The 17,210-nt window shown below is 65.9% G+C and carries 22 protein-coding genes, 1 tRNA gene and 1 riboswitch; of the genes, 10 read left to right on the plus strand and 13 right to left on the minus strand.

Translation table 11 applies throughout. The annotated features are described in order from the left end of the window. Positions 1 to 81: 81 nt before the first annotated feature. The 9 genes from DCN14_RS18165 to DCN14_RS18205 form a co-directional block, all read right to left on the minus strand. A tRNA-Lys gene (locus tag DCN14_RS18165) sits at positions 82 to 158 on the minus strand. 114 nt (positions 159 to 272) lie between these two features. Then, positions 273 to 1,022, minus strand: coding sequence for a tol-pal system protein YbgF (gene ybgF / locus DCN14_RS18170; protein WP_096504966.1), 750 nt, complete (start codon positions 1,020 to 1,022; stop codon positions 273 to 275). 19 nt (positions 1,023 to 1,041) lie between these two features. Continuing rightward, on the minus strand, positions 1,042 to 1,554 hold the full coding sequence (pal, locus tag DCN14_RS18175) for a peptidoglycan-associated lipoprotein Pal (RefSeq protein WP_096504964.1): 513 nt from the start codon (positions 1,552 to 1,554) through the stop codon (positions 1,042 to 1,044). Positions 1,555 to 1,571: 17 nt separating this feature from the next. Then, on the minus strand, positions 1,572 to 2,867 hold the full coding sequence (tolB, locus tag DCN14_RS18180; RefSeq protein WP_096504962.1) for a Tol-Pal system beta propeller repeat protein TolB: 1,296 nt from the start codon (positions 2,865 to 2,867) through the stop codon (positions 1,572 to 1,574). 109 nt (positions 2,868 to 2,976) lie between these two features. Further along, positions 2,977 to 4,041 (minus strand): cell envelope integrity protein TolA, encoded by a 1,065-nt coding sequence (tolA, locus tag DCN14_RS18185; protein ID WP_096504960.1) that lies wholly within the window; start codon positions 4,039 to 4,041, stop codon positions 2,977 to 2,979. Then, the gene (tolR, locus tag DCN14_RS18190; protein ID WP_096504958.1) at positions 4,038 to 4,487 is read right to left on the minus strand and encodes a protein TolR; all 450 of its coding nucleotides are present in this window, start codon (positions 4,485 to 4,487) and stop codon (positions 4,038 to 4,040) included. Before tolR ends, tolA begins: the two co-directional genes overlap by 4 nt. A gap of 10 nt (positions 4,488 to 4,497) precedes the next feature. After that, entirely contained in the window at positions 4,498 to 5,175 is a 678-nt protein-coding gene (tolQ, locus tag DCN14_RS18195) for a protein TolQ (RefSeq protein ID WP_021157170.1), read from the minus strand. 130 nt (positions 5,176 to 5,305) lie between these two features. Then, positions 5,306 to 5,791, minus strand: a complete 486-nt coding sequence (gene ybgC / locus DCN14_RS18200) for a tol-pal system-associated acyl-CoA thioesterase (protein ID WP_096504956.1) — start codon at positions 5,789 to 5,791, stop codon at positions 5,306 to 5,308. A gap of 108 nt (positions 5,792 to 5,899) precedes the next feature. After that, on the minus strand, positions 5,900 to 6,646 hold the full coding sequence (locus DCN14_RS18205; RefSeq protein ID WP_096504954.1) for an SDR family oxidoreductase: 747 nt from the start codon (positions 6,644 to 6,646) through the stop codon (positions 5,900 to 5,902). A gap of 180 nt (positions 6,647 to 6,826) precedes the next feature. Beyond that, a riboswitch (ZMP/ZTP riboswitch) is annotated at positions 6,827 to 6,927 on the plus strand. 137 nt (positions 6,928 to 7,064) lie between these two features. On the opposite strand from DCN14_RS18205, the gene glyA reads away from it, so the two are divergent. From glyA to DCN14_RS18245, 7 genes are all read left to right on the plus strand, one after another. Then, a complete protein-coding gene (glyA, locus tag DCN14_RS18215; RefSeq protein ID WP_096504952.1) occupies positions 7,065 to 8,312 on the plus strand; it encodes a serine hydroxymethyltransferase in 1,248 nt (415 codons plus the stop codon). Positions 8,313 to 8,318: 6 nt separating this feature from the next. Beyond that, positions 8,319 to 8,798: a transcriptional regulator NrdR gene (gene nrdR / locus DCN14_RS18220; RefSeq protein ID WP_006760615.1), complete on the plus strand. Its 480-nt coding sequence runs from the start codon at positions 8,319 to 8,321 to the stop codon at positions 8,796 to 8,798. 153 nt (positions 8,799 to 8,951) lie between these two features. Then, on the plus strand, positions 8,952 to 9,518 hold the full coding sequence (locus tag DCN14_RS18225; protein ID WP_096505119.1) for a GspH/FimT family pseudopilin: 567 nt from the start codon (positions 8,952 to 8,954) through the stop codon (positions 9,516 to 9,518). Between the two features lie 20 nt (positions 9,519 to 9,538). After that, entirely contained in the window at positions 9,539 to 9,949 is a 411-nt protein-coding gene (locus tag DCN14_RS18230) for a hypothetical protein (RefSeq protein WP_096505117.1), read from the plus strand. Next, a complete protein-coding gene (locus DCN14_RS18235; protein WP_096504950.1) occupies positions 9,939 to 10,778 on the plus strand; it encodes a PilW family protein in 840 nt (279 codons plus the stop codon). Before DCN14_RS18230 ends, DCN14_RS18235 begins: the two co-directional genes overlap by 11 nt. A gap of 110 nt (positions 10,779 to 10,888) precedes the next feature. After that, complete coding sequence (locus DCN14_RS18240; protein ID WP_240327391.1) at positions 10,889 to 11,434, plus strand: hypothetical protein; 546 nt, start codon at positions 10,889 to 10,891, stop codon at positions 11,432 to 11,434. After that, on the plus strand, positions 11,431 to 11,883 hold the full coding sequence (locus tag DCN14_RS18245) for a type IV pilin protein (protein ID WP_096504948.1): 453 nt from the start codon (positions 11,431 to 11,433) through the stop codon (positions 11,881 to 11,883). Before DCN14_RS18240 ends, DCN14_RS18245 begins: the two co-directional genes overlap by 4 nt. 63 nt (positions 11,884 to 11,946) lie before the next feature. On the opposite strand, the gene DCN14_RS18250 is transcribed toward DCN14_RS18245, so the two are convergent. The 3 genes from DCN14_RS18250 to DCN14_RS18260 form a co-directional block, all read right to left on the minus strand. Continuing rightward, positions 11,947 to 12,390: a DUF3318 domain-containing protein gene (locus DCN14_RS18250; protein WP_096504946.1), complete on the minus strand. Its 444-nt coding sequence runs from the start codon at positions 12,388 to 12,390 to the stop codon at positions 11,947 to 11,949. A gap of 43 nt (positions 12,391 to 12,433) precedes the next feature. Next, the gene (locus DCN14_RS18255) at positions 12,434 to 12,823 is read right to left on the minus strand and encodes a phage holin family protein (protein ID WP_096504944.1); all 390 of its coding nucleotides are present in this window, start codon (positions 12,821 to 12,823) and stop codon (positions 12,434 to 12,436) included. A gap of 125 nt (positions 12,824 to 12,948) precedes the next feature. Next, positions 12,949 to 13,251 carry a YqjD family protein gene (locus tag DCN14_RS18260; RefSeq protein WP_096504942.1) on the minus strand — a complete coding sequence of 101 codons (303 nt, stop codon included), beginning with the start codon at positions 13,249 to 13,251 and terminating at the stop codon, positions 12,949 to 12,951. A gap of 316 nt (positions 13,252 to 13,567) precedes the next feature. Here DCN14_RS18260 and DCN14_RS18265 point away from each other — a divergent pair, with 316 nt between their 5' ends. Further along, the gene (locus DCN14_RS18265; RefSeq protein ID WP_096504941.1) at positions 13,568 to 14,206 is read left to right on the plus strand and encodes a peroxiredoxin; all 639 of its coding nucleotides are present in this window, start codon (positions 13,568 to 13,570) and stop codon (positions 14,204 to 14,206) included. Between the two features lie 150 nt (positions 14,207 to 14,356). Here the strand turns inward: DCN14_RS18265 and DCN14_RS18270 are convergent, their stop codons facing one another. Beyond that, positions 14,357 to 15,544: an acyl-CoA dehydrogenase gene (locus tag DCN14_RS18270; protein WP_096504939.1), complete on the minus strand. Its 1,188-nt coding sequence runs from the start codon at positions 15,542 to 15,544 to the stop codon at positions 14,357 to 14,359. Positions 15,545 to 15,814: 270 nt separating this feature from the next. On the opposite strand from DCN14_RS18270, the gene DCN14_RS18275 reads away from it, so the two are divergent. Next, positions 15,815 to 16,606 (plus strand): IclR family transcriptional regulator, encoded by a 792-nt coding sequence (locus DCN14_RS18275; RefSeq protein ID WP_096504937.1) that lies wholly within the window; start codon positions 15,815 to 15,817, stop codon positions 16,604 to 16,606. Between the two features lie 110 nt (positions 16,607 to 16,716). Next, positions 16,717 to 17,127 (plus strand): GFA family protein, encoded by a 411-nt coding sequence (locus tag DCN14_RS18280; RefSeq protein WP_096504935.1) that lies wholly within the window; start codon positions 16,717 to 16,719, stop codon positions 17,125 to 17,127. Positions 17,128 to 17,210 lie beyond the last annotated feature (83 nt).

The following is a 17,210-nucleotide window of genomic DNA, read 5'->3' on the forward strand; positions in this document are numbered from 1 at the left end:
GAAGGGTCACCGTGCCCCCGCAAAAGCAACAGACGCAAAAAAGCCTCCGCGAGGGAGGCTTTTTGCACTATCGAAGATAGTTGGTAGGGTGGGAGGGACTCGAACCCTCGACTCTCTGATTAAAAGTCAGATACTCTAACCAACTGAGTTACCACCCCACGTTCTTGAAACCGGTTCTGTCGGGTTCGTTGCTTTTGCAACTTGTCAAGCGACCCAAAGAGCAAAAGATTATAGCGGCGGGTTGTTGGACTGTCAACAACCCGTCACGATAATTATTTGATGCTTTCGAGCTTGCCCTGCGCCGTCTGCGCAGCGTTCGACCCGGCGTACTGCGACACGACCTGCTCGTACGTCTTCTTCGCGGCCGCCTTCTGGCCTTGTTCGAGCTGGTTCGTGCCGATTGCGACGAGGGCGTCGGCCGCGCGCGGATGCTGCGGATACTTGCTCACGATCGCTTGCCACGTCGCCGTGGAGCCGCGATAGTCGCGCAGTGCGTATTGCGCATTGCCGAGCCAGTATTGCGCGGTCGGCTGGTACGGGCTCTGCGGATACTTCGCGATGAAGCTGCGGAACGACGCCGACGCCGCCTTGAAGTTACCGTTGCGGAACTGCTGTTGCGCCGCGTTGAGCGCATCCGTTTCACCCGGCTGCACGGTGCCTTCGACACCATCGATCGTCGCCTGTTGCGGCTCGAACTTCTTGAGCCGCGTGTCGAGATCCTGGTAGTACTCCTTCTGCTGCCGTTCGAGCGTCGTCAGCCGGTTCGTCAGATCCTCGTTCTCGCCGCGCAGCGTCGCGACCTGCTGGTTCAGCTGGTCGAGACGGCCGGATTGATCGAGGATCGTACGCTGGGCGGCCGACAACTGGCTCGCCAGGTTGTCGGTTTTGCTGCGCAGATCGAGCACGGCGCGGCGCGCTTCGTTGTCGTCGAACACGCCGGCGTGCGCCGGCGCGGCCGACCACGCCGCGCCAACGACGCAGAATGCCGCGGCAACGCGCAGCAGGGATACACGGTGCGTCATACGGCGAACCTTCCGTTACTTACTGTTGGTAGACGAGGTCGGCGCGACGGTTCTGCGCCCACGATGCTTCGTCGTGACCCGTTGCTTGCGGCTTTTCCTTGCCGAGGCTCACGGCTTCCATCTGCGAGTCGTTCACGCCGAGCAGTGCCATCGCGCGGCGCACGGCTTCCGCACGCTTCTGGCCCAGCGCGAGGTTGTACTCGCTCGTGCCGCGTTCGTCGGTGTTGCCCTGGATCAGCACGTGACGCTGCGGGTGGCTCTTCAGGTACTGAGCGTGTTGCTGCAGCAGCGGCTGGTACTCGTCCTTCACCGAATAGCTGTCGAAATCGAAGTAGATGCTGCGCTTCGCGAGCGGGCTGTTCGGATCATTCAGCGGATCGACGTTCACTTGTGCGACGTTGTCGGCGCTCGGCTGCGTGCTCATCGCGCCCGCGTTGTTGGCCTTGTCGTCGAGCTTCACGCCCGACTTACACGCTGCGAGCGTGCCGATCATCATCACGGCCAGGGCCAGACGAACTTTTTTCGACATCATGGTTACTCTCCTTGTGGTCATTGCATGAAGGGCCCCCACGACGGCTCACGAACGGAGCCGCCCTGGACGGACAGGATCTGCGGCGGCGCGCTGCCGTCGGAAGGCACGGCGGCCAGTACGTTGCGCCCGCCCGACTGGGTGGCATAGAGGAGGTACTGACCGTTTGCCGCGAAGCTTGGCGATTCGTCGCGATTCGTATTGGTGATGGCGTTCGCCGCGCCCGTTTGCAGATCCTGAACGTACAGCTTGAAGCCCCCGCCCGTGCGGGAGATGTAAGCGAGCAGCTTGCCGTCCGGGCTGATGCGCGGACTGGTGTTGTAGCTGCCGGTGAAAGTCACGCGTTGCGCGGCGCCGGCGCTTTCGCCTTGCGCGGGCATCCGGTAGATCTGCGGCGCACCGCCGCGATCGCTCGTGAAGTAGATCCAGCGGCCGTCCGGCGAGTAGAACGGCTCGGTGTCGATCGAGCTGCTCTGCGTGAGACGACGCAGGCCGCCGCCGTTGGAGTTGACCGTATAGATTTGCGTATTGCCCGTCAGCGACAGCGCGACCGCGAGCGTGTTGCCGTCCGGCGACCACGCCGGCGCGCTGTTGTTGCCCTTCTGGTCGGAGACCATGTAGCGGCGGCCGGTCGGCAGGTCGTGGATGTAGACGATCGGCTTCTTGCGCTCGAACGACACGTACGCGACCTTCGTGCCGCTGGGCGACCACGCCGGCGAGATGATCGGCTCCGTGCTCGACAGCGCGATGCGCGCGTTCTGGCCGTCGGAGTCCGAGATCTGCAGCTGGTAGCGGTTGCCCGTCTTGATCACGTACGACAGGCGCGTGGCGAATACGCCGCGCACGCCGAGCAGCTTCTGGTAGATGTAGTCGGCGATCTTGTGGCCGGCCGTGCGCAGCGTGTTGTCGTTCGCCGTCAGCGACAGGCCGCCGAGGCTTTGCTGCTTCACGGTGTCGTACAGGATGAAGTTCACCTTGTACTGGCCGTTCGCTTCGCGGTTCACACTGCCGGCGACGAACGCATTGGCGCCCTTGGCCTTCCATGCGCCGAGATCGACCGATGCGGTCTCGGGCACGGGCGTGCTGCCCGCGTCGATATTGGTGAATTTGCCGCTACGGGCGAGATCCGCGCGGACGATCGACGTGACCTGCTGCGGCAGGCCTGCCTCGTTCGCGAAGTTCGCGGTCGCGATGGGGAACTGGGTCGAACCGACGCCGGTGATCAGCACGTTGACCTGCGCATTAGCGGTGCCGCCCGCGGCAATCAGACACGAGGCCACGAGTGCCCTGAAACCTAGCTTCGTCATCAAACTCATGCTTCTTGCTTCCCGTATGACTTGAATCGCTGCGCAACGGCAGAGACAGTAAAAATACCCGATTCGTTCCCGTCTGACAGCGACGCCCGGAGTGTAAGCGCATTTCCGTTCACTCCGCCGCCTTGAAGGTAATCGTAATGTCTGATGGGGTACGACCGTTAGAATCGGGTGGCAACGGGACCGATGCCTGGATCGCATTGACCACGGCTTGATCCCACCCCGAATTTCCGCTCGAACGGCGGATCGAAACGCTCAGCACGTCGCCCGACGGTGTGCAGCGGATCGCGACGACGGTCGTCAGGCCGGCGCGCTCGCCGCCCCAGACGATGTTCGGCTTCACGCGGCGACGCACCTTGTCAGGATACCCGGGCGACGCAGCATTGCCGCCGGAACCTGTGCCGGTGCCGCTGTGCGCGAGGCCCTGGCCGCCGCCTTCGCCGGCGCCTGCCATGCCCTGCATCTGCGCGAGGCGTGCATTCCGTTCCTGGTCGAGCTTCGCTTTCGATGCCGCGTCGGCTTTCGCGCGGGCCGTCGCTTCGGCCTTCGCCTTGGCTTTGGCCTGTGCCTGGGCTTCCGCCTTCGCCTTCGCGGCTGCATCGGCCTTGGCCTTCGCCGCCTGCTGGGCCTCGAGCTGCGCCTGCTTCTGCTGTTGAAGCTTCTGCTGCTCGAGTTTTTGCTGCTCGACGAGCTGCTGTTGCTTCAGCTTGTCCGCCTGCTTCTGCTTGTCGCGCTCGGCCGCCTTTTGCGCGGCGAGCGCGGCGGCCTGCTGGGCGGCGAGCTGCGCGCGCCGGGCTTCGTCTTCCTGCTGCTTCAACTGCTGCGCGCGGCGCTGTTGCTGCTCGAGCAGCGCTTCACGCGCGGCCGCTTCCTGCTGCCGCTTCTTCTGCTGCAGCGCGATGTCGGCCTGCTCGTCGCGAACGGGCGGAGCGGGCGGGGCCAGCTTCGCGGGCGGCGGCGGCACGACGGGGCGCGGCGTGGGGACGTCGGGCACCTCGGTCCACAGCTCGGCTTCGGCGCCGGCCGGCGTGCTGTTTTGCCACTGCACGCCGTGATAGAGAAACAGCGCGAGCAGCACGTGCATCAGCGCGGCGAGCGCGAACGCACGCCAGGTGCCGCGCTCGCGAGGGGGCTGAGGCGGGTAGGCGTTGCTGCGCGTGGATTGCTGCCGGTTCATTGCGATTTGACGAGGAGGCCGACGCGCTTGACGCCGCGCGCCTTCAGATCCGACATCACGGTCATGACTGCATCGTACTGCACGGTCTTGTCGGCCGCGATCACGACCGGCTGGTCGGGATGGTCGGCCTGGCGGGACGAGATGAAGCTGTCGAGCTCGGCCTTGGTCATCGTGTCTTCCTGCGTCGCGCCGGAGTCGCCCTTGTACTTGACGCTCATCGTGCGGTCGGCCTTGATGTTGACGACGACGGGCGGCGTCTGCTCCTGCGGCGCGGCATTGCCGACGGTCGGCAGATTGATGATCGACGGGGCGACGAGCGGTGCCGTGACCATGAAGATCACGAGCAGCACGAGCATCACGTCGATGTACGGCACGACGTTGATGTCGGCCATCGCACGGCGCCCGCGGCCGCCGCGCATGCTGGATCGAATGGGACTTCCTGCCATGGCGCGCTCCTTACTGGGCCTGACGCTGCAGGATGTTCGAGAACTCTTCGATGAAGGTCTCGAAGCGGATCGCGAGGCGGTCGATGTCGTGCGCGTAGCGGTTGTACGCGACGACTGCCGGAATCGCGGCAAACAGGCCGATCGCGGTGGCGACGAGCGCTTCCGCAATGCCCGGCGCGACGTTCGCGAGCGTGGCCTGCTGCACGTTCGCGAGGCCGCGGAACGAGTTCATGATCCCCCACACCGTGCCGAACAGACCGATGTACGGGCTGACCGAGCCGACCGACGCGAGGAACGCGAGGTTCGCTTCGAGCACGTCCATTTCACGCTGGAACGACGCGCGCATCGCGCGGCGCGCGCCGTCGAGGACGAGGCCCGGATCGCTGATGCGTTTTTCCTTCGCCTTCAGGAATTCGCGCATCCCCGATTCGAAGATCCGCTCGAGCGCGCCGATCGTATGGCGGTTGTTGGCCGCGCTCTGATACAGCGCCTGCAGGTCGCCGCCCGACCAGAAGTCTTTTTCGAAGCGCTCGGTCTGCGCGCGCGCGCGGCGGATCGCGAACCACTTGCGGAAGATGAAGGTCCACGACATCAGCGACAGCAGCAGCAGCAGCCCCATCACGGCCTGGGCCAGCACGCTCGCGTTGAGGACGAGGGAAATGATCGACAGGTCTTGAGAAGTGTTCATAGAGGTTTGAGTAACGTCCCTTCGGGGCGCCGGGTATGCGTGCGGCGCGGCGCGCCGGCCAGGCCTGGCGCCGAACCTTGCTTAGTATCGATTCAGGAAGGCAAGTTCATGGGCATTGTCTAAACGGTGCTCATGCGAGCTTCGTTGACAATACAGTCTGCCCGGTGTCGATGACGGGCCCGCGGTGCAGCGCGTCGAGTACGACCGGCGGGATCGCCGCGGGCCGAATGCCGGTACGGTCGACGCAGCCGAGGCGGATATGTCCGGCCACGAGCAGCGTGTCTCCACGCCACGCTTCCTGCGTGAATTCCACCGATGCGCGGCCGATGCGTCCGGGCCGGTTCGTGATCGCCAGTGCGTCATCGAGTCGCGCCGGTGCGCGGTAGTCGAGCGACGTGCTGCGCACGATGAAGATCGCGCCGGTGTCGTCGGCGAGCCGACGCTGGTCGATGCCGCACGCGCGCAGCCATTCGGTGCGGGCGCGCTCGAAGAATTTCAGGTAGTTGGCATAGAAAACGATGCCGCCTGCATCGGTATCCTCGTAGTACACGCGCACCGGCCAGGTAAAGCCGGAGGGCGCGTCCGGGGAGCGGGTAGGCTGAGTCATGGCGCGCATTCTACCGGAAGGGCGGGGCCGGATTCGTAACCGATTCGTAACGGAATGTAGTACGCGGTAGCACGCCGCGGGCCCGCCTCAGGCAGGGCCCGCGGTGCCTCCGGCGCGTCAGCCGCGATGGATCGTGAGACCCGCCGGCGCCTGCGCGACCGGCATCATCTCGATCGTGTTGATGTTGACGTGCGCGGGGCGCGTCGCGATCCAGTAGATCGTGTCGGCGATGTCCTCGGCCGTGAGCGGCTGGACGTTCTGGTAGACGTTTGCCGCCTTCGTATCGTCGCCGCGGAAGCGGACGTTCGAGAATTCCGTGCCGCCGCAGAGGCCCGGCTCGATGTCGGTTACGCGCAACGGTGTACCGATCAGGTCGGCGCGCAGGTTCAGGCTGAATTGTCTGACGAAGGCCTTGGTCGCGCCGTAGACGTTCCCGCCCGGATACGGATACATGCCGGCAACCGAGCCGAGATTGAAGATGTGGCCGCGACCGCGGGCGATCATGCCGGGCAGCAGCGTGTGCGTGACGGTCACGAGGCCCGAGCAGTTCGTGTCGATCATGGTCTGCCACTCGTCGAGGCTGGCCTTCTGGGCCGGTTCGACGCCGAGTGCGAGACCGGCATTGTTGACGAGCACGTCGAGCGCCGCGAATTCGGCGGGAAGGGCTGCCAGCACGGCTTCGACGGCCGCGCGGTCGCGCACGTCGAGCTCGATCGGCAGCAGGGCGTCGCCGAGTTCTGCCGCGAGTGCATCGAGACGATCCTTGCGGCGGGCGGTTGCGACGACGCGATGGCCGCCCTTGACGAAAGCTCGGGCGATGGCGGCGCCGAAGCCGGCGGACGCGCCTGTGACGAACACGATCATTGCTGCTCCTGGTCGGTAACAAAGTGGCGGATAGTATCCCGCAAGCCTACTGAGATTGCCGCACCGCGGCAAGGCGGCGAAGCGTTCCGGTACGGGTGCGTAGAGTCTGGCCCTTATTGTTTCGGGGCGGCTGCCGCGCGGTTGCCTATTCATGACGCATCCAATACACTAACGCGCTCATCACCCCTGCGTGACTGGCGATAGAACCCTTCGGGTTCAAGGTGGAGCATCCCACCGTGAAGCGCGGGGCATCGTTTTTGCCGTTCGCCTGGGCAGCCGTTGTGCGCCGTTGCGTGCATCGCCGGTGGCTGTCCTGCCTCGCGTCATACGGATTCTTCCGCCACGTCGAGCTGGTCCCGCCAGCAGCGCAATGTACTCGGCCACCCCGGTCAACCTGTACACACTTAACGGAAACCGTATGTTTGACAGAGCCCAAAGCACCATCGCGAACGTCGATCCCGAACTCTTTGCAGCGATCGAGCAGGAAAACCGCCGCCAGGAAGAGCACATCGAGCTGATCGCGTCGGAAAACTACACGAGCCCGGCCGTGATGGCCGCACAGGGCTCGCAGCTCACGAACAAGTACGCGGAAGGTTATCCGGGCAAGCGCTACTACGGCGGCTGCGAATACGTCGACATCGTCGAGCAACTGGCGATCGACCGCGTGAAGCAGCTGTTCGGCGCGGAAGCCGCTAACGTGCAGCCGAACTCGGGTTCGCAGGCGAACCAGGGCGTGTTCTTCGCGATGCTGAAGCCGGGCGACACGATCATGGGCATGAGCCTCGCGCACGGTGGTCACCTGACGCACGGCTCGCCGGTGAACATGTCGGGCAAGTGGTTCAACGTCGTCAGCTACGGCCTGAACGAAAACGAAGACATCGACTACGAAGCCGCCGAGAAGCTCGCGCAGGAGCACAAGCCGAAGCTGATCGTCGCGGGCGCATCGGCGTTCGCGCTGAAGATCGACTTCGAGCGTCTGGCGAAGATCGCGAAGTCGGTCGGCGCCTACCTGATGGTCGACATGGCGCACTACGCCGGCCTGATAGCAGCCGGTGTGTACCCGAACCCGGTGCCGCACGCGGATTTCGTGACGACCACCACGCACAAGAGCCTGCGCGGCCCGCGCGGCGGCGTGATCCTGATGAAGTCCGAGTACGAGAAGCCGATCAACTCGGCGATCTTCCCGGGCATCCAGGGCGGTCCGCTGATGCACGTGATCGCCGGCAAGGCCGTGGCGTTCAAGGAAGCGCTGTCGCCGGAATTCAAGGAATACCAGCAGAAGGTGGTCGAGAACGCACGCGTGCTGGCTGAAACGCTGGTCAAGCGTGGGCTGCGGATCGTGTCGGGCCGCACGGAAAGCCACGTGATGCTGGTGGACCTGCGCGCGAAGAACATCACGGGCAAGGCTGCGGAAGCGGCGCTCGGCGCAGCGCACATCACGGTGAACAAGAACGCGATCCCGAACGATCCGGAAAAGCCGTTCGTCACCAGCGGCATCCGCCTCGGTTCGCCGGCAATGACGACGCGTGGCTTCGGCACGGCGGAAGCCGAGACGGTCGGCAATCTGATCGCCGACGTGCTCGAGAATCCGGAAGATGCAGCGACGATCGAGCGCGTGCGCGCGCAAGTGGCCGAGCTGACCAAGCGTTTCCCGGTCTATCGCTGATCGACGATGCGCTGCCCGTTCTGCCGGCATGAAGACACGCAGGTCGTCGACTCGCGCGTGTCCGAAGATGGCGCCGCGATTCGTCGGCGCCGTCGCTGCTCGGCTTGCGACAAGCGTTTCACGACGTACGAGCGGGTCGAACTGAACCTGCCCGCCGTCGTGAAGAAGGATGGCAGCCGCACGGAATTCGACCGTCGCAAGATCGTCGCCAGCATGCAACTCGCGCTGCGCAAGCGGCCGGTTGCGGCTGACGCGATCGACGCGGCGGTCGCCCGTATCGAGTATCAACTGCTCGCGACCGGCGAGCGTGAAGTGCGTAGCGAGAAGCTCGGCGAACTTGTGATGAACGAGCTGCGCGGCCTCGATACGATTGCCTATGTCCGTTTCGCATCGGTATATCGCCGGTTCGAGGACGTCTCCGAATTTGCCGACGTGATCGAAGAGTTCCGTCGCGCGTCCCCCTCCAAGCCTCCGCGTAAGCGCTGACGCGCTGCGTTCGTCCATCGTCTTCTCCGTGGGTTCGATTCGCGCCGATTGTGTCGGTCGCGATCGCATGTCGCCAGTCGGCCGTTCGGCAAATGGCGTGCGTCCGCATGCGTCGCTACAGTCGTCGCATCACGTTGGCGGAGGGCGATGGCGATGGGGCGGCACCGGCAGGGAGTGGTTGAAAAAGGCGGGCGACACTGCGGCGGGTTCACGCTCGTCGAGCTGATGGTTGCGATCGCGCTCGTGGTCGGGATGGGGCTCTACGCGGCGCCTGCCTTCGATCAGTGGCGCATGCGCGAACGCGTCGATGCGCGTGCCCGCACACTGCTTGGTGCGTTGTCGTTCGCGCGCACCGAGGCGGCGCGTCTCGGCGTGCGCGTCACGCTGTGCAGGGCCGGGCGCGACGGTGCCTGCGTGCGTTCGGGCGAGCGTTGCGGCCCTGCGGAGTGGTCGTGCGCCTGGATCGTCAGCGGGCAGTTCGACGGGCAGTCGCGCGTGCTGCGGCGATATCCGCATGATGCGGAAATCGCCGTCGCGGGGGCCGCACACGATCTCGCGTTTGCACCGCCTGCCGGTCAGGTGATCGGCGGAATGCGTCGTTTCGAATTGCGTCCGCAGCGTGAGTCGCCGGGAGACGACGCGGCACGTGTGTCGCGGTGTATCCGGATAGCGGCGGGCGGCCGCGCGCGCGTCGTCGCCGGCCGGTGCGACGCGGCATGAGGTGGGGGATGAGGCGCGGCATGAAGCGCGTGCGCAAATCGACACGCGGCACGTCGTTGCTCGAAGCGGTGCTGGCCATTGCGCTGCTCGCGGTCGTGATGCTGGCGGTGGCCGGCAGCCAGCTCGCGATGGCGCGTGCGCAGCGGGCGACGATCTGGCGCGAGCGCGCGCTGTGGCTCGCCGATGCACGGATCGAGCGCCTGTACGTCGCTGCAACGGCCGACGACAGCGTCGCGGCGCTCGTGGCCGCATCGTTGCCGGGCGGCACGATGACGCTCTATCGCGGCACGGGCCACGTGCGGTACGCGATCGTCGGCTGGCGCGACGCCGACGCGGTGGCGTCGATGCGATGCGAAGCGGCGGGGGTGACGACCAAGCCACCGTCGTGCGTGCGGATTCCGTTTCGGGAGGCCGACGCCGATGAACGCTGATCGCCGCATCCGCGCACATACGTTGCTCGAAGTGCTGGTCGCGATGACCGTCGGTCTGCTCGTGCTTGCCGCAGCCGGCGCGTTGTATCACGCACAGCGCGTCGCACAGCGACGGGCCGAGGACGGCTTCCGGATGCGCGATGCAGCGGCGACCGCGCTGACACTGATCGGTCAGCAGCTCCAGATGGCCGGCTTTCGCCCGCTCGATGCCGAAGCGGCGCCATCGTTGTCGCCGGTATTCGGCTGTTCGGCCGCGCGTGTGCGAGGCGACGGCGCGCAGGTGCGGTGCGAGGCCGTGCGCGCCGCGTCGGACGCGGTGCTGATCCGGTATGTCGGCGACACCGTGTCGACATGGCCGACGAGCGGCGCCCAGGTATCGGACTGTCTCGGGCAGGGTGTTGGCACGGCCGGTGAGCGGCCGCTCGTGGAAAACCGTTTCGACGCGCACGTGAGTCCGTCGACGGGCGAGCCGGAGTTGTACTGCGAAGGGAGCGGGCGCCCGGGCACGCCGCAACCCGTCGTGGCTGGGATCGATCAGTTGCGCCTGCGCTACCTGCGTCATGCAGACGTGCAGTTCGTGAACGCAGAGGCGATGCCCGCCGGAGGCTGGCACGAGGTCGTCGCCGTGCATGTATGCGTCCGGGCACGCGGCGAACCGATGCGCGAATCGATGAGCCATGTCGATTGCGACGGTCGCACGGTCGTTGCGCGGGACGGTCGCGCGCGTCTCGTGCTGCACCGGATCGTCGCGTTGCGAAACGCCGCGTTCGCAATGGCCGAGCCCGAGCGCGAACGTGACGCAGCGCATGCCCACGAGGCGTTCCGATGAACCGTGCAAACGAGTGCGTGAACGAACCGGCAATGCGAGGCGCGGCAGGACATGTCCGCGAAAGCACGATGGAGGCTGGCGGCACGCAACGCGTGATGGGCGGCACATGCATGAGCCGACGCGAATGGCGTACAGGCGGCCGATCGGCAAACCGGGTCTGGCGCCGCGATGCCGGCCTCGCATTGCCCGCCGTGATCGCGGTCGGTGCGGCGGTCGCGGCGCTGACCGGCACATGGTTCGAAGCCGCGCTGACGGAGTCGCGCCGCGCGCGTGCATTGTCGGATCGGCTGATCGCCTTCCACGCGGCCGATGCGGCGTTGACCGCCTGCACCGCACGATTGCTCCGCGGTGCCGCGCCGTATGTCGACGCAGCCGCCTCGCACGTCGAGCCGGACGCGTGGCGGCGCACGCCGGCGCTCAGCGCTGCCGACGCGTTCGCACCGTTCGCTTCGTGGCCGATGGCCGCACAGCCGCCGCGATGCCTGATCGAGGCATGGCGTGGAGCAGGCCCGCCGGGGAGTCGCGCATACCTCGTCACCGCGCGGGGCGTCGGCGGCCATGCATCGAGCGTGGTCTGGCTGCAAAGCCAGGTCGCGCTGCGTGACGGCCGTATCGTTGCAGAGCGCTGGCGTCGCGTCGCGGCGATGCATCAATGAACAGGCGTACGCTCACGCGTCCACCGGCGGCATTCACGCTGGTCGAACTGATGATCGTGCTGGCGATCGTCGCCGTACTGGCCGGATGGGGTATCCCGTCGTATCGCGAGCACGTCGCGCGCGTGCATCGCGCGTCCGCGGTTGCCGCACTGTATCGCGCGGCTCACTATCTCGAGACGCTCGATGGCACGCCTCCCCCGGCGTTGCCGGAGGCGCTGGCGCATGCGCCTCCGGACGGGCGGCCGGTCTATCGCGTGGCACTCCGCCGCCCGGGCGGCGACGATGCTTCGGTAGTCTACGAACTCGTCGCGAGCCCGCTCGACACCGGCCCGATGCGCGACGACCGGTGCGGCGCATTCACGCTGCGCTCGGACGGGGTGAAAGGGAATACAGGATCGAGCGACGGCAGTGCCGATGGGCAGGACGGGACATGCTGGGGCGTACGCTGAACGCGCACCGAAGGCGCGCGACGACGCATGCAACACATGCGCATGCGCGTCCGTCGTCGTGCGTCAGTCGTCGTTCGCGGCGCTGCCGCGCTCGTCGCGCGACTGCTTCCAGATCCGGTAGATCTCCCATGCGGCGAAGCCGACGGTCCCCCACTTCAACGCGGGGCCGGCGCTTGCGCGCAGCAGCGAGCGCACGGGTTTCGCGAGCACGAGCGATGCGAGCGAACTCAGCATCGGATACTGGTTGACGAGTTGGCCGAGGCTCGCGTTCAGGTTCTTGGCGGACTGGCTGAACTTGCCGGTCGACAGGCCAGGCACGAAGACCTTGAGCCAGCTGAAGCGCGTGACGGCGTGGCGCATTTCGGCGGCGGCTTCGGCAAGCTCGAGCCGCTCGACCTCGGAGCGCAGGATCAGCAACTCCTTGCGCAGCGCGCGATGCTGCGATGCGCTCCAGTTCGATCGCGACGAATGGGAGCGGGATGAATTGCCCGTAACGTTCTGGCTCATGGCGCGTCGGCGAAGTAGGTGAGAGGGACGAACGCGGGTGCGTTCACGGCTTGCCGCGGAACATGTCGCGGTCTTTCTCGAGTTCGTGCAGCGTCGCCTCGAACACGGTCGGTGCATCGCGCAGGCCGGAGCGCGCCTTCAGCGCACATACGATGCCGCCGACGGCGTACACCGCGGTGATCGCGGCAAGCGATTGCCAGCGATAGGTGTCCCAGAACGCGATCGCGACGAGCACGGTGAGGCTGATGAGCGCCATCGTCGCGAGCATCATGGCCGCCAGCCCGAGGAACAGTACGCCCATCAGGCGCTCCTTCTCCTCGGCGAGTTCGATGCCCACCAGTTCGAGGCGCGTTTGCAGAAGGCCGATCGCGGAGCCGACGAGGCGGCGCAGCGGCCCCTGGCCGGACGGCTGCGGGTTGGTGTCTGTCGTCATGGATGAGGCGCTTGCGCGCGCAGTGAGCGGCTAAGTCAAAGCCGGCTGGTGGCGAACCGCCGGCCTGGCTTGAGCACCCCTGTGCCGCCGCGGGCGGCACAGGGGGCGGAACGGCGTCGAGCGCGTTACTTGCGGTTGATCAGCAGACCGACCAGCACGCCGATGCCAGCAGCGACGCTGATCGACGTCCACGGATGCTCGTGCACGTAGTCGTCGGTCGCGCGCGCGGCCTTCTTGCCTTTTTCGACCACCACGACCTGAACGTCGGTTGCCTTTTCCTTGGCCTGCTTCAGGCGCGACATGGCTTTCTCGCGCAGTTCGGCCGCACGGTCGCCCGTGCTGCTCGCCGCTTGCTTGAGCAGATCTTCGGCGTCCGCGAGAACGGTTTTGATATCCGACATCAGTTTCTCCTTGTTGATTTCCGACATTGCAACTCCCTTCATGCTGTCATGCTGCAGGTTCACATCGTAGCGAAACGCCTGCTTGCTGGCGAGCCGGGAAGATGCAGGACGGCGGTGCCAGCCCACATGGTAAACGACTTGTAATCATCAACAGAGCCGCAAACGATGCGAAAAGTTTCCCGTGCCGCCGCCCGTCTCGCTCCCGACCAGGCAAAAATGACAAAAAAGTATGAATATCAAACGGAATAATCGTTCGCATGTCCCATTGCTTCCCGTAAGCTGATGGACTGTCCCGCGCCGACAGCGCGCGGTTTCAACCAGCATCGTTCGAGGAGGGAACATCATGAGTCTGCGTCTTGGCGACATCGCACCGGATTTCGAGCAGGAATCGAGCCTGGGCCCGATCAAGTTTCACGAGTGGCTGGGCGACGGCTGGGGCGTCCTGTTCTCCCACCCGGCCGACTACACGCCGGTGTGCACGACCGAGCTCGGGCTGACCGCGAAGCTGAAGGGCGAATTCGAGAAACGCAACGTGAAGGTGATCGCGCTGTCGGTGGACGGCGTCGAGTCGCACAAGGGCTGGATCAACGACATCAACGAGACGCAATCGACGGTCGTCGGCTTCCCGATCATCGCCGATGCTGACCGCAAGGTTTCGCAGCTGTACGACATGATCCACCCGAATGCGAACGAAACGCTGACGGTGCGCTCGCTGTTCGTGATCGATCCGAACAAGAAGGTGCGGCTCATCATCACGTATCCGGCCAGCACCGGTCGCAACTTCGACGAAGTGCTGCGCGTGATCGACTCGCTGCAACTGACCGACAATTACAAGGTCGCGACGCCCGGCAACTGGAAAGACGGCGACGACGTCGTGATCGTGCCGTCGCTGCAGGATCCGGAAGAGCTGAAGAAGCGTTTCCCGAAGGGCTTCAACGCAGTGCGTCCGTATCTGCGCCTCACGCCGCAGCCGAACAAGTAAGCATGCGCCGCCGCATCGGCGGCGCGTGACACGCGACACGCGCGAGCGCCGACGAAAACGGCCCGCCCGGCAGCGATGCCGGGCGGGCCGTGTCTTTTCAGCGTATGCGCCGCCGGCGGGGTGGCGTGCCGGCGTGTCGCGCGCGATCGATCAGAAGAATGCCTGGATGCCCGTCTGCGCGCGGCCGAGAATCAGCGCGTGGATGTCGTGCGTGCCTTCGTACGTGTTGACCACTTCGAGGTTCACGAGGTGACGGGCGACGCCGAACTCGTCCGAGATGCCGTTGCCGCCGAGCATGTCGCGTGCGAGCCGCGCGATGTCGAGCGCCTTGCCGCACGAGTTGCGCTTCATGATCGACGTGATCTCGACGGCCGCGGTGCCTTCGTCCTTCATCCGGCCGAGACGCAGCACGCCTTGCAGGCCGAGCGTGATTTCGGTCTGCATGTCGGCGAGCTTTTTCTGGATCAGCTGGTTCGCGGCGAGCGGCCGGCCGAACTGCTTGCGATCGAGCACGTACTGGCGCGCGGTGTGCCAGCACGACTCGGCCGCGCCGAGCGCGCCCCACGCGATCCCGTAGCGCGCCGAGTTCAGGCACGTGAACGGGCCGCGCAGGCCGCTCACGTTCGGCATCAGGTTCTCTTCGGGCACGAACACTTCGTCGAGGACGATTTCGCCGGTGATCGACGCACGCAGCCCGACCTTGCCGTGGATCGCGGGCGCCGACAGGCCCTTCCAGCCTTTCTCGAGGATGAAGCCGCGGATCGCGTCCTTGCCGTTTTCTTCGAGTTTGGCCCACACGACGAACACGTCCGCGATCGGCGAGTTCGTGATCCACATCTTCGCACCGGACAGTGAGTAGCCGCCGGGCACCTTCTTCGCACGCGTGACCATGCTGCCCGGGTCGGAGCCGTGGTTCGGCTCGGTCAGCCCGAAGCAGCCGATCCATTCGCCGGTCACGAGCTTCGGCAGGTATTTCTGCTTCTGCGCGTCCGAGCCGAATTCGAAGATCGGCACCATCACGAGCGACGACTGCACGGACATCATCGAGCGGTAGCCGGAGTCGACGCGCTCGACTTCGCGCGCGATCAGTCCATAGCTCACGTAATTGAGGCCGGGGCCGCCGTATTCCTCGGGAATCGTCGGGCCGAGCAGGCCGACTTCGCCCATCTCGCGGAAGATTGCGGCGTCGGTGCGTTCATGGCGGAACGCCTCGGTGACGCGCGGCGCGAGCTTGTCCTGCGCGTATGCGTGCGCGGCATCGCGCACCATCCGCTCTTCTTCGGTCAGTTGCTGGTCGAGCAGCAGCGGATCGTCCCAATGAAAAGTTGCAGCACTCATCGTGTCATCTCCTGTCGGCCAGAGTTGGCGCTTTAGCGCTTACTCTGGCCCCATGCTTCGCGGTCGGCCAGAGTCGGCACTTCAGCGCTTACTCTGGCCCCATGCTTCGCAGTCGGCCAGAATCGGCGCTTCAGCGCTTACTCCGATCCCGTGCTTTGCGGTCGGTCCCGGGGTGGCGCTTCGCCGCCTGGCCCCATCTCTAAAGTTTGCTTGACTGAAGTTCCGCTGTGCGGAACAATGTTTTGCAAATCGAACCCAGTGTAGCATCAGATGACGTTTTCAACCATCGACGAAACCATGATCGACGAACGCAAGTTCGTCGTGGCACTCGCGCGCGGGCTCGACCTGCTGCGCGCATTCCGGCCCGGCGAGACGATGCTCGGCAATCGCGACTTCGCGGAGCGCACGGGGCTGCCGAAGGCGACCGTGAACCGGCTCGCCTATACGCTGACCGTGCTCGGCTACCTGCGCTACGACGAGACGCTCGGAAAGTATGCGCTCGACGCCGGCGTGCTGTCGCTCGGCTACGCGCTGCTGTCCGGCTCGGGGACGATCGATCTCGCGCGGCCGCACATGCAGGCGCTCGCGCGCGAGATCGGCGCGGCCGTGTCGCTGGGCTGCCGCGACGGGCTCGACATGATCTACCTGGAGACGATCCGCAGCGAAACGGCGCTTACGCTCGGGCTCGCGCCCGGTTCGCGGCTGTCGATGCTGACGAGCTCGATGGGCCGCGCGTACCTGGCCGTGCAGCCGGAGGACGTGCGTCGCGCGCTCTATGCGGATCTGCACCGGGCGGCCGGCGGCGCGGCCGACGCGGATGCGCTCGTCGCGGCCGCGCAGCAAGCGGTGGCGGAGTTCTCCGAAGGCGGGTGCTGCTATTCGTTCCGGGCGTGGCACATGGACGTGAATGCGGCGGCCGTGCCGTTTCGCGAGCCGCGCGAAGGGCGCTGGCTGATCCTCAGTTGCAGCGGGCCCGCGTCGTCGATGGACGAGGACGTGTTCCGCACGCAGGTGGGACCGAAGCTGAAGGCGCTCGCGCAGCGGCTCGGTCCGACGGCCTGAACCGCGGCGAGCCGCGACAACGGCGGAGGGGGCCGGCGCGGGTTGAAGGTTGAATCGCGCGCGAACCGCGCTCATCATCGTTCGTTCGCATCCCGACGACGAGGTTCGCAATGTCCCACCCCGAGACGATGGAAGGCGGTTGCGCATGCGGTGCGATCCGCTACCGGATCGCGTGCATTCCGGCCGACGCCGGCTTCTGCCATTGCCGGCTTTGCCAGCGCACCACCGGCGCGGCGGTCGTTGCGTCGGCGTCGGTGCCGATCGATGCATTCGCTTACCTGCAGGGCGAGCCGACGGTCTATGCGTCGAGCGCGTGGGGCGAGCGGCGCTTCTGCGGGCGCTGCGGCGCGCAGCTCGAATACCGGCTGGCCGATGCGCCGAAAACCGTCGAAATCAATTACGCGACGCTCGACGAGCCGTCGCGGCTGCGTCCGGCGTGGCATGTCTGGTATGGGGATCGTTTCCCGGGCATCGAGATCGACGACGATCTGCCGAAATACGACGATGGCGGACGCGACTAGCGCGCGGTCGTCCGGTGGCCGCGAGCAGGTATCGGAGCGCACGCGCGCTCAATGCGCATTCGACGTTTCCGCTTAATAGCCAG

This window comes from Burkholderia sp. IDO3 (assembly GCF_003366075.1).
Lineage (GTDB): Bacteria > Pseudomonadota > Gammaproteobacteria > Burkholderiales > Burkholderiaceae > Burkholderia > Burkholderia anthina.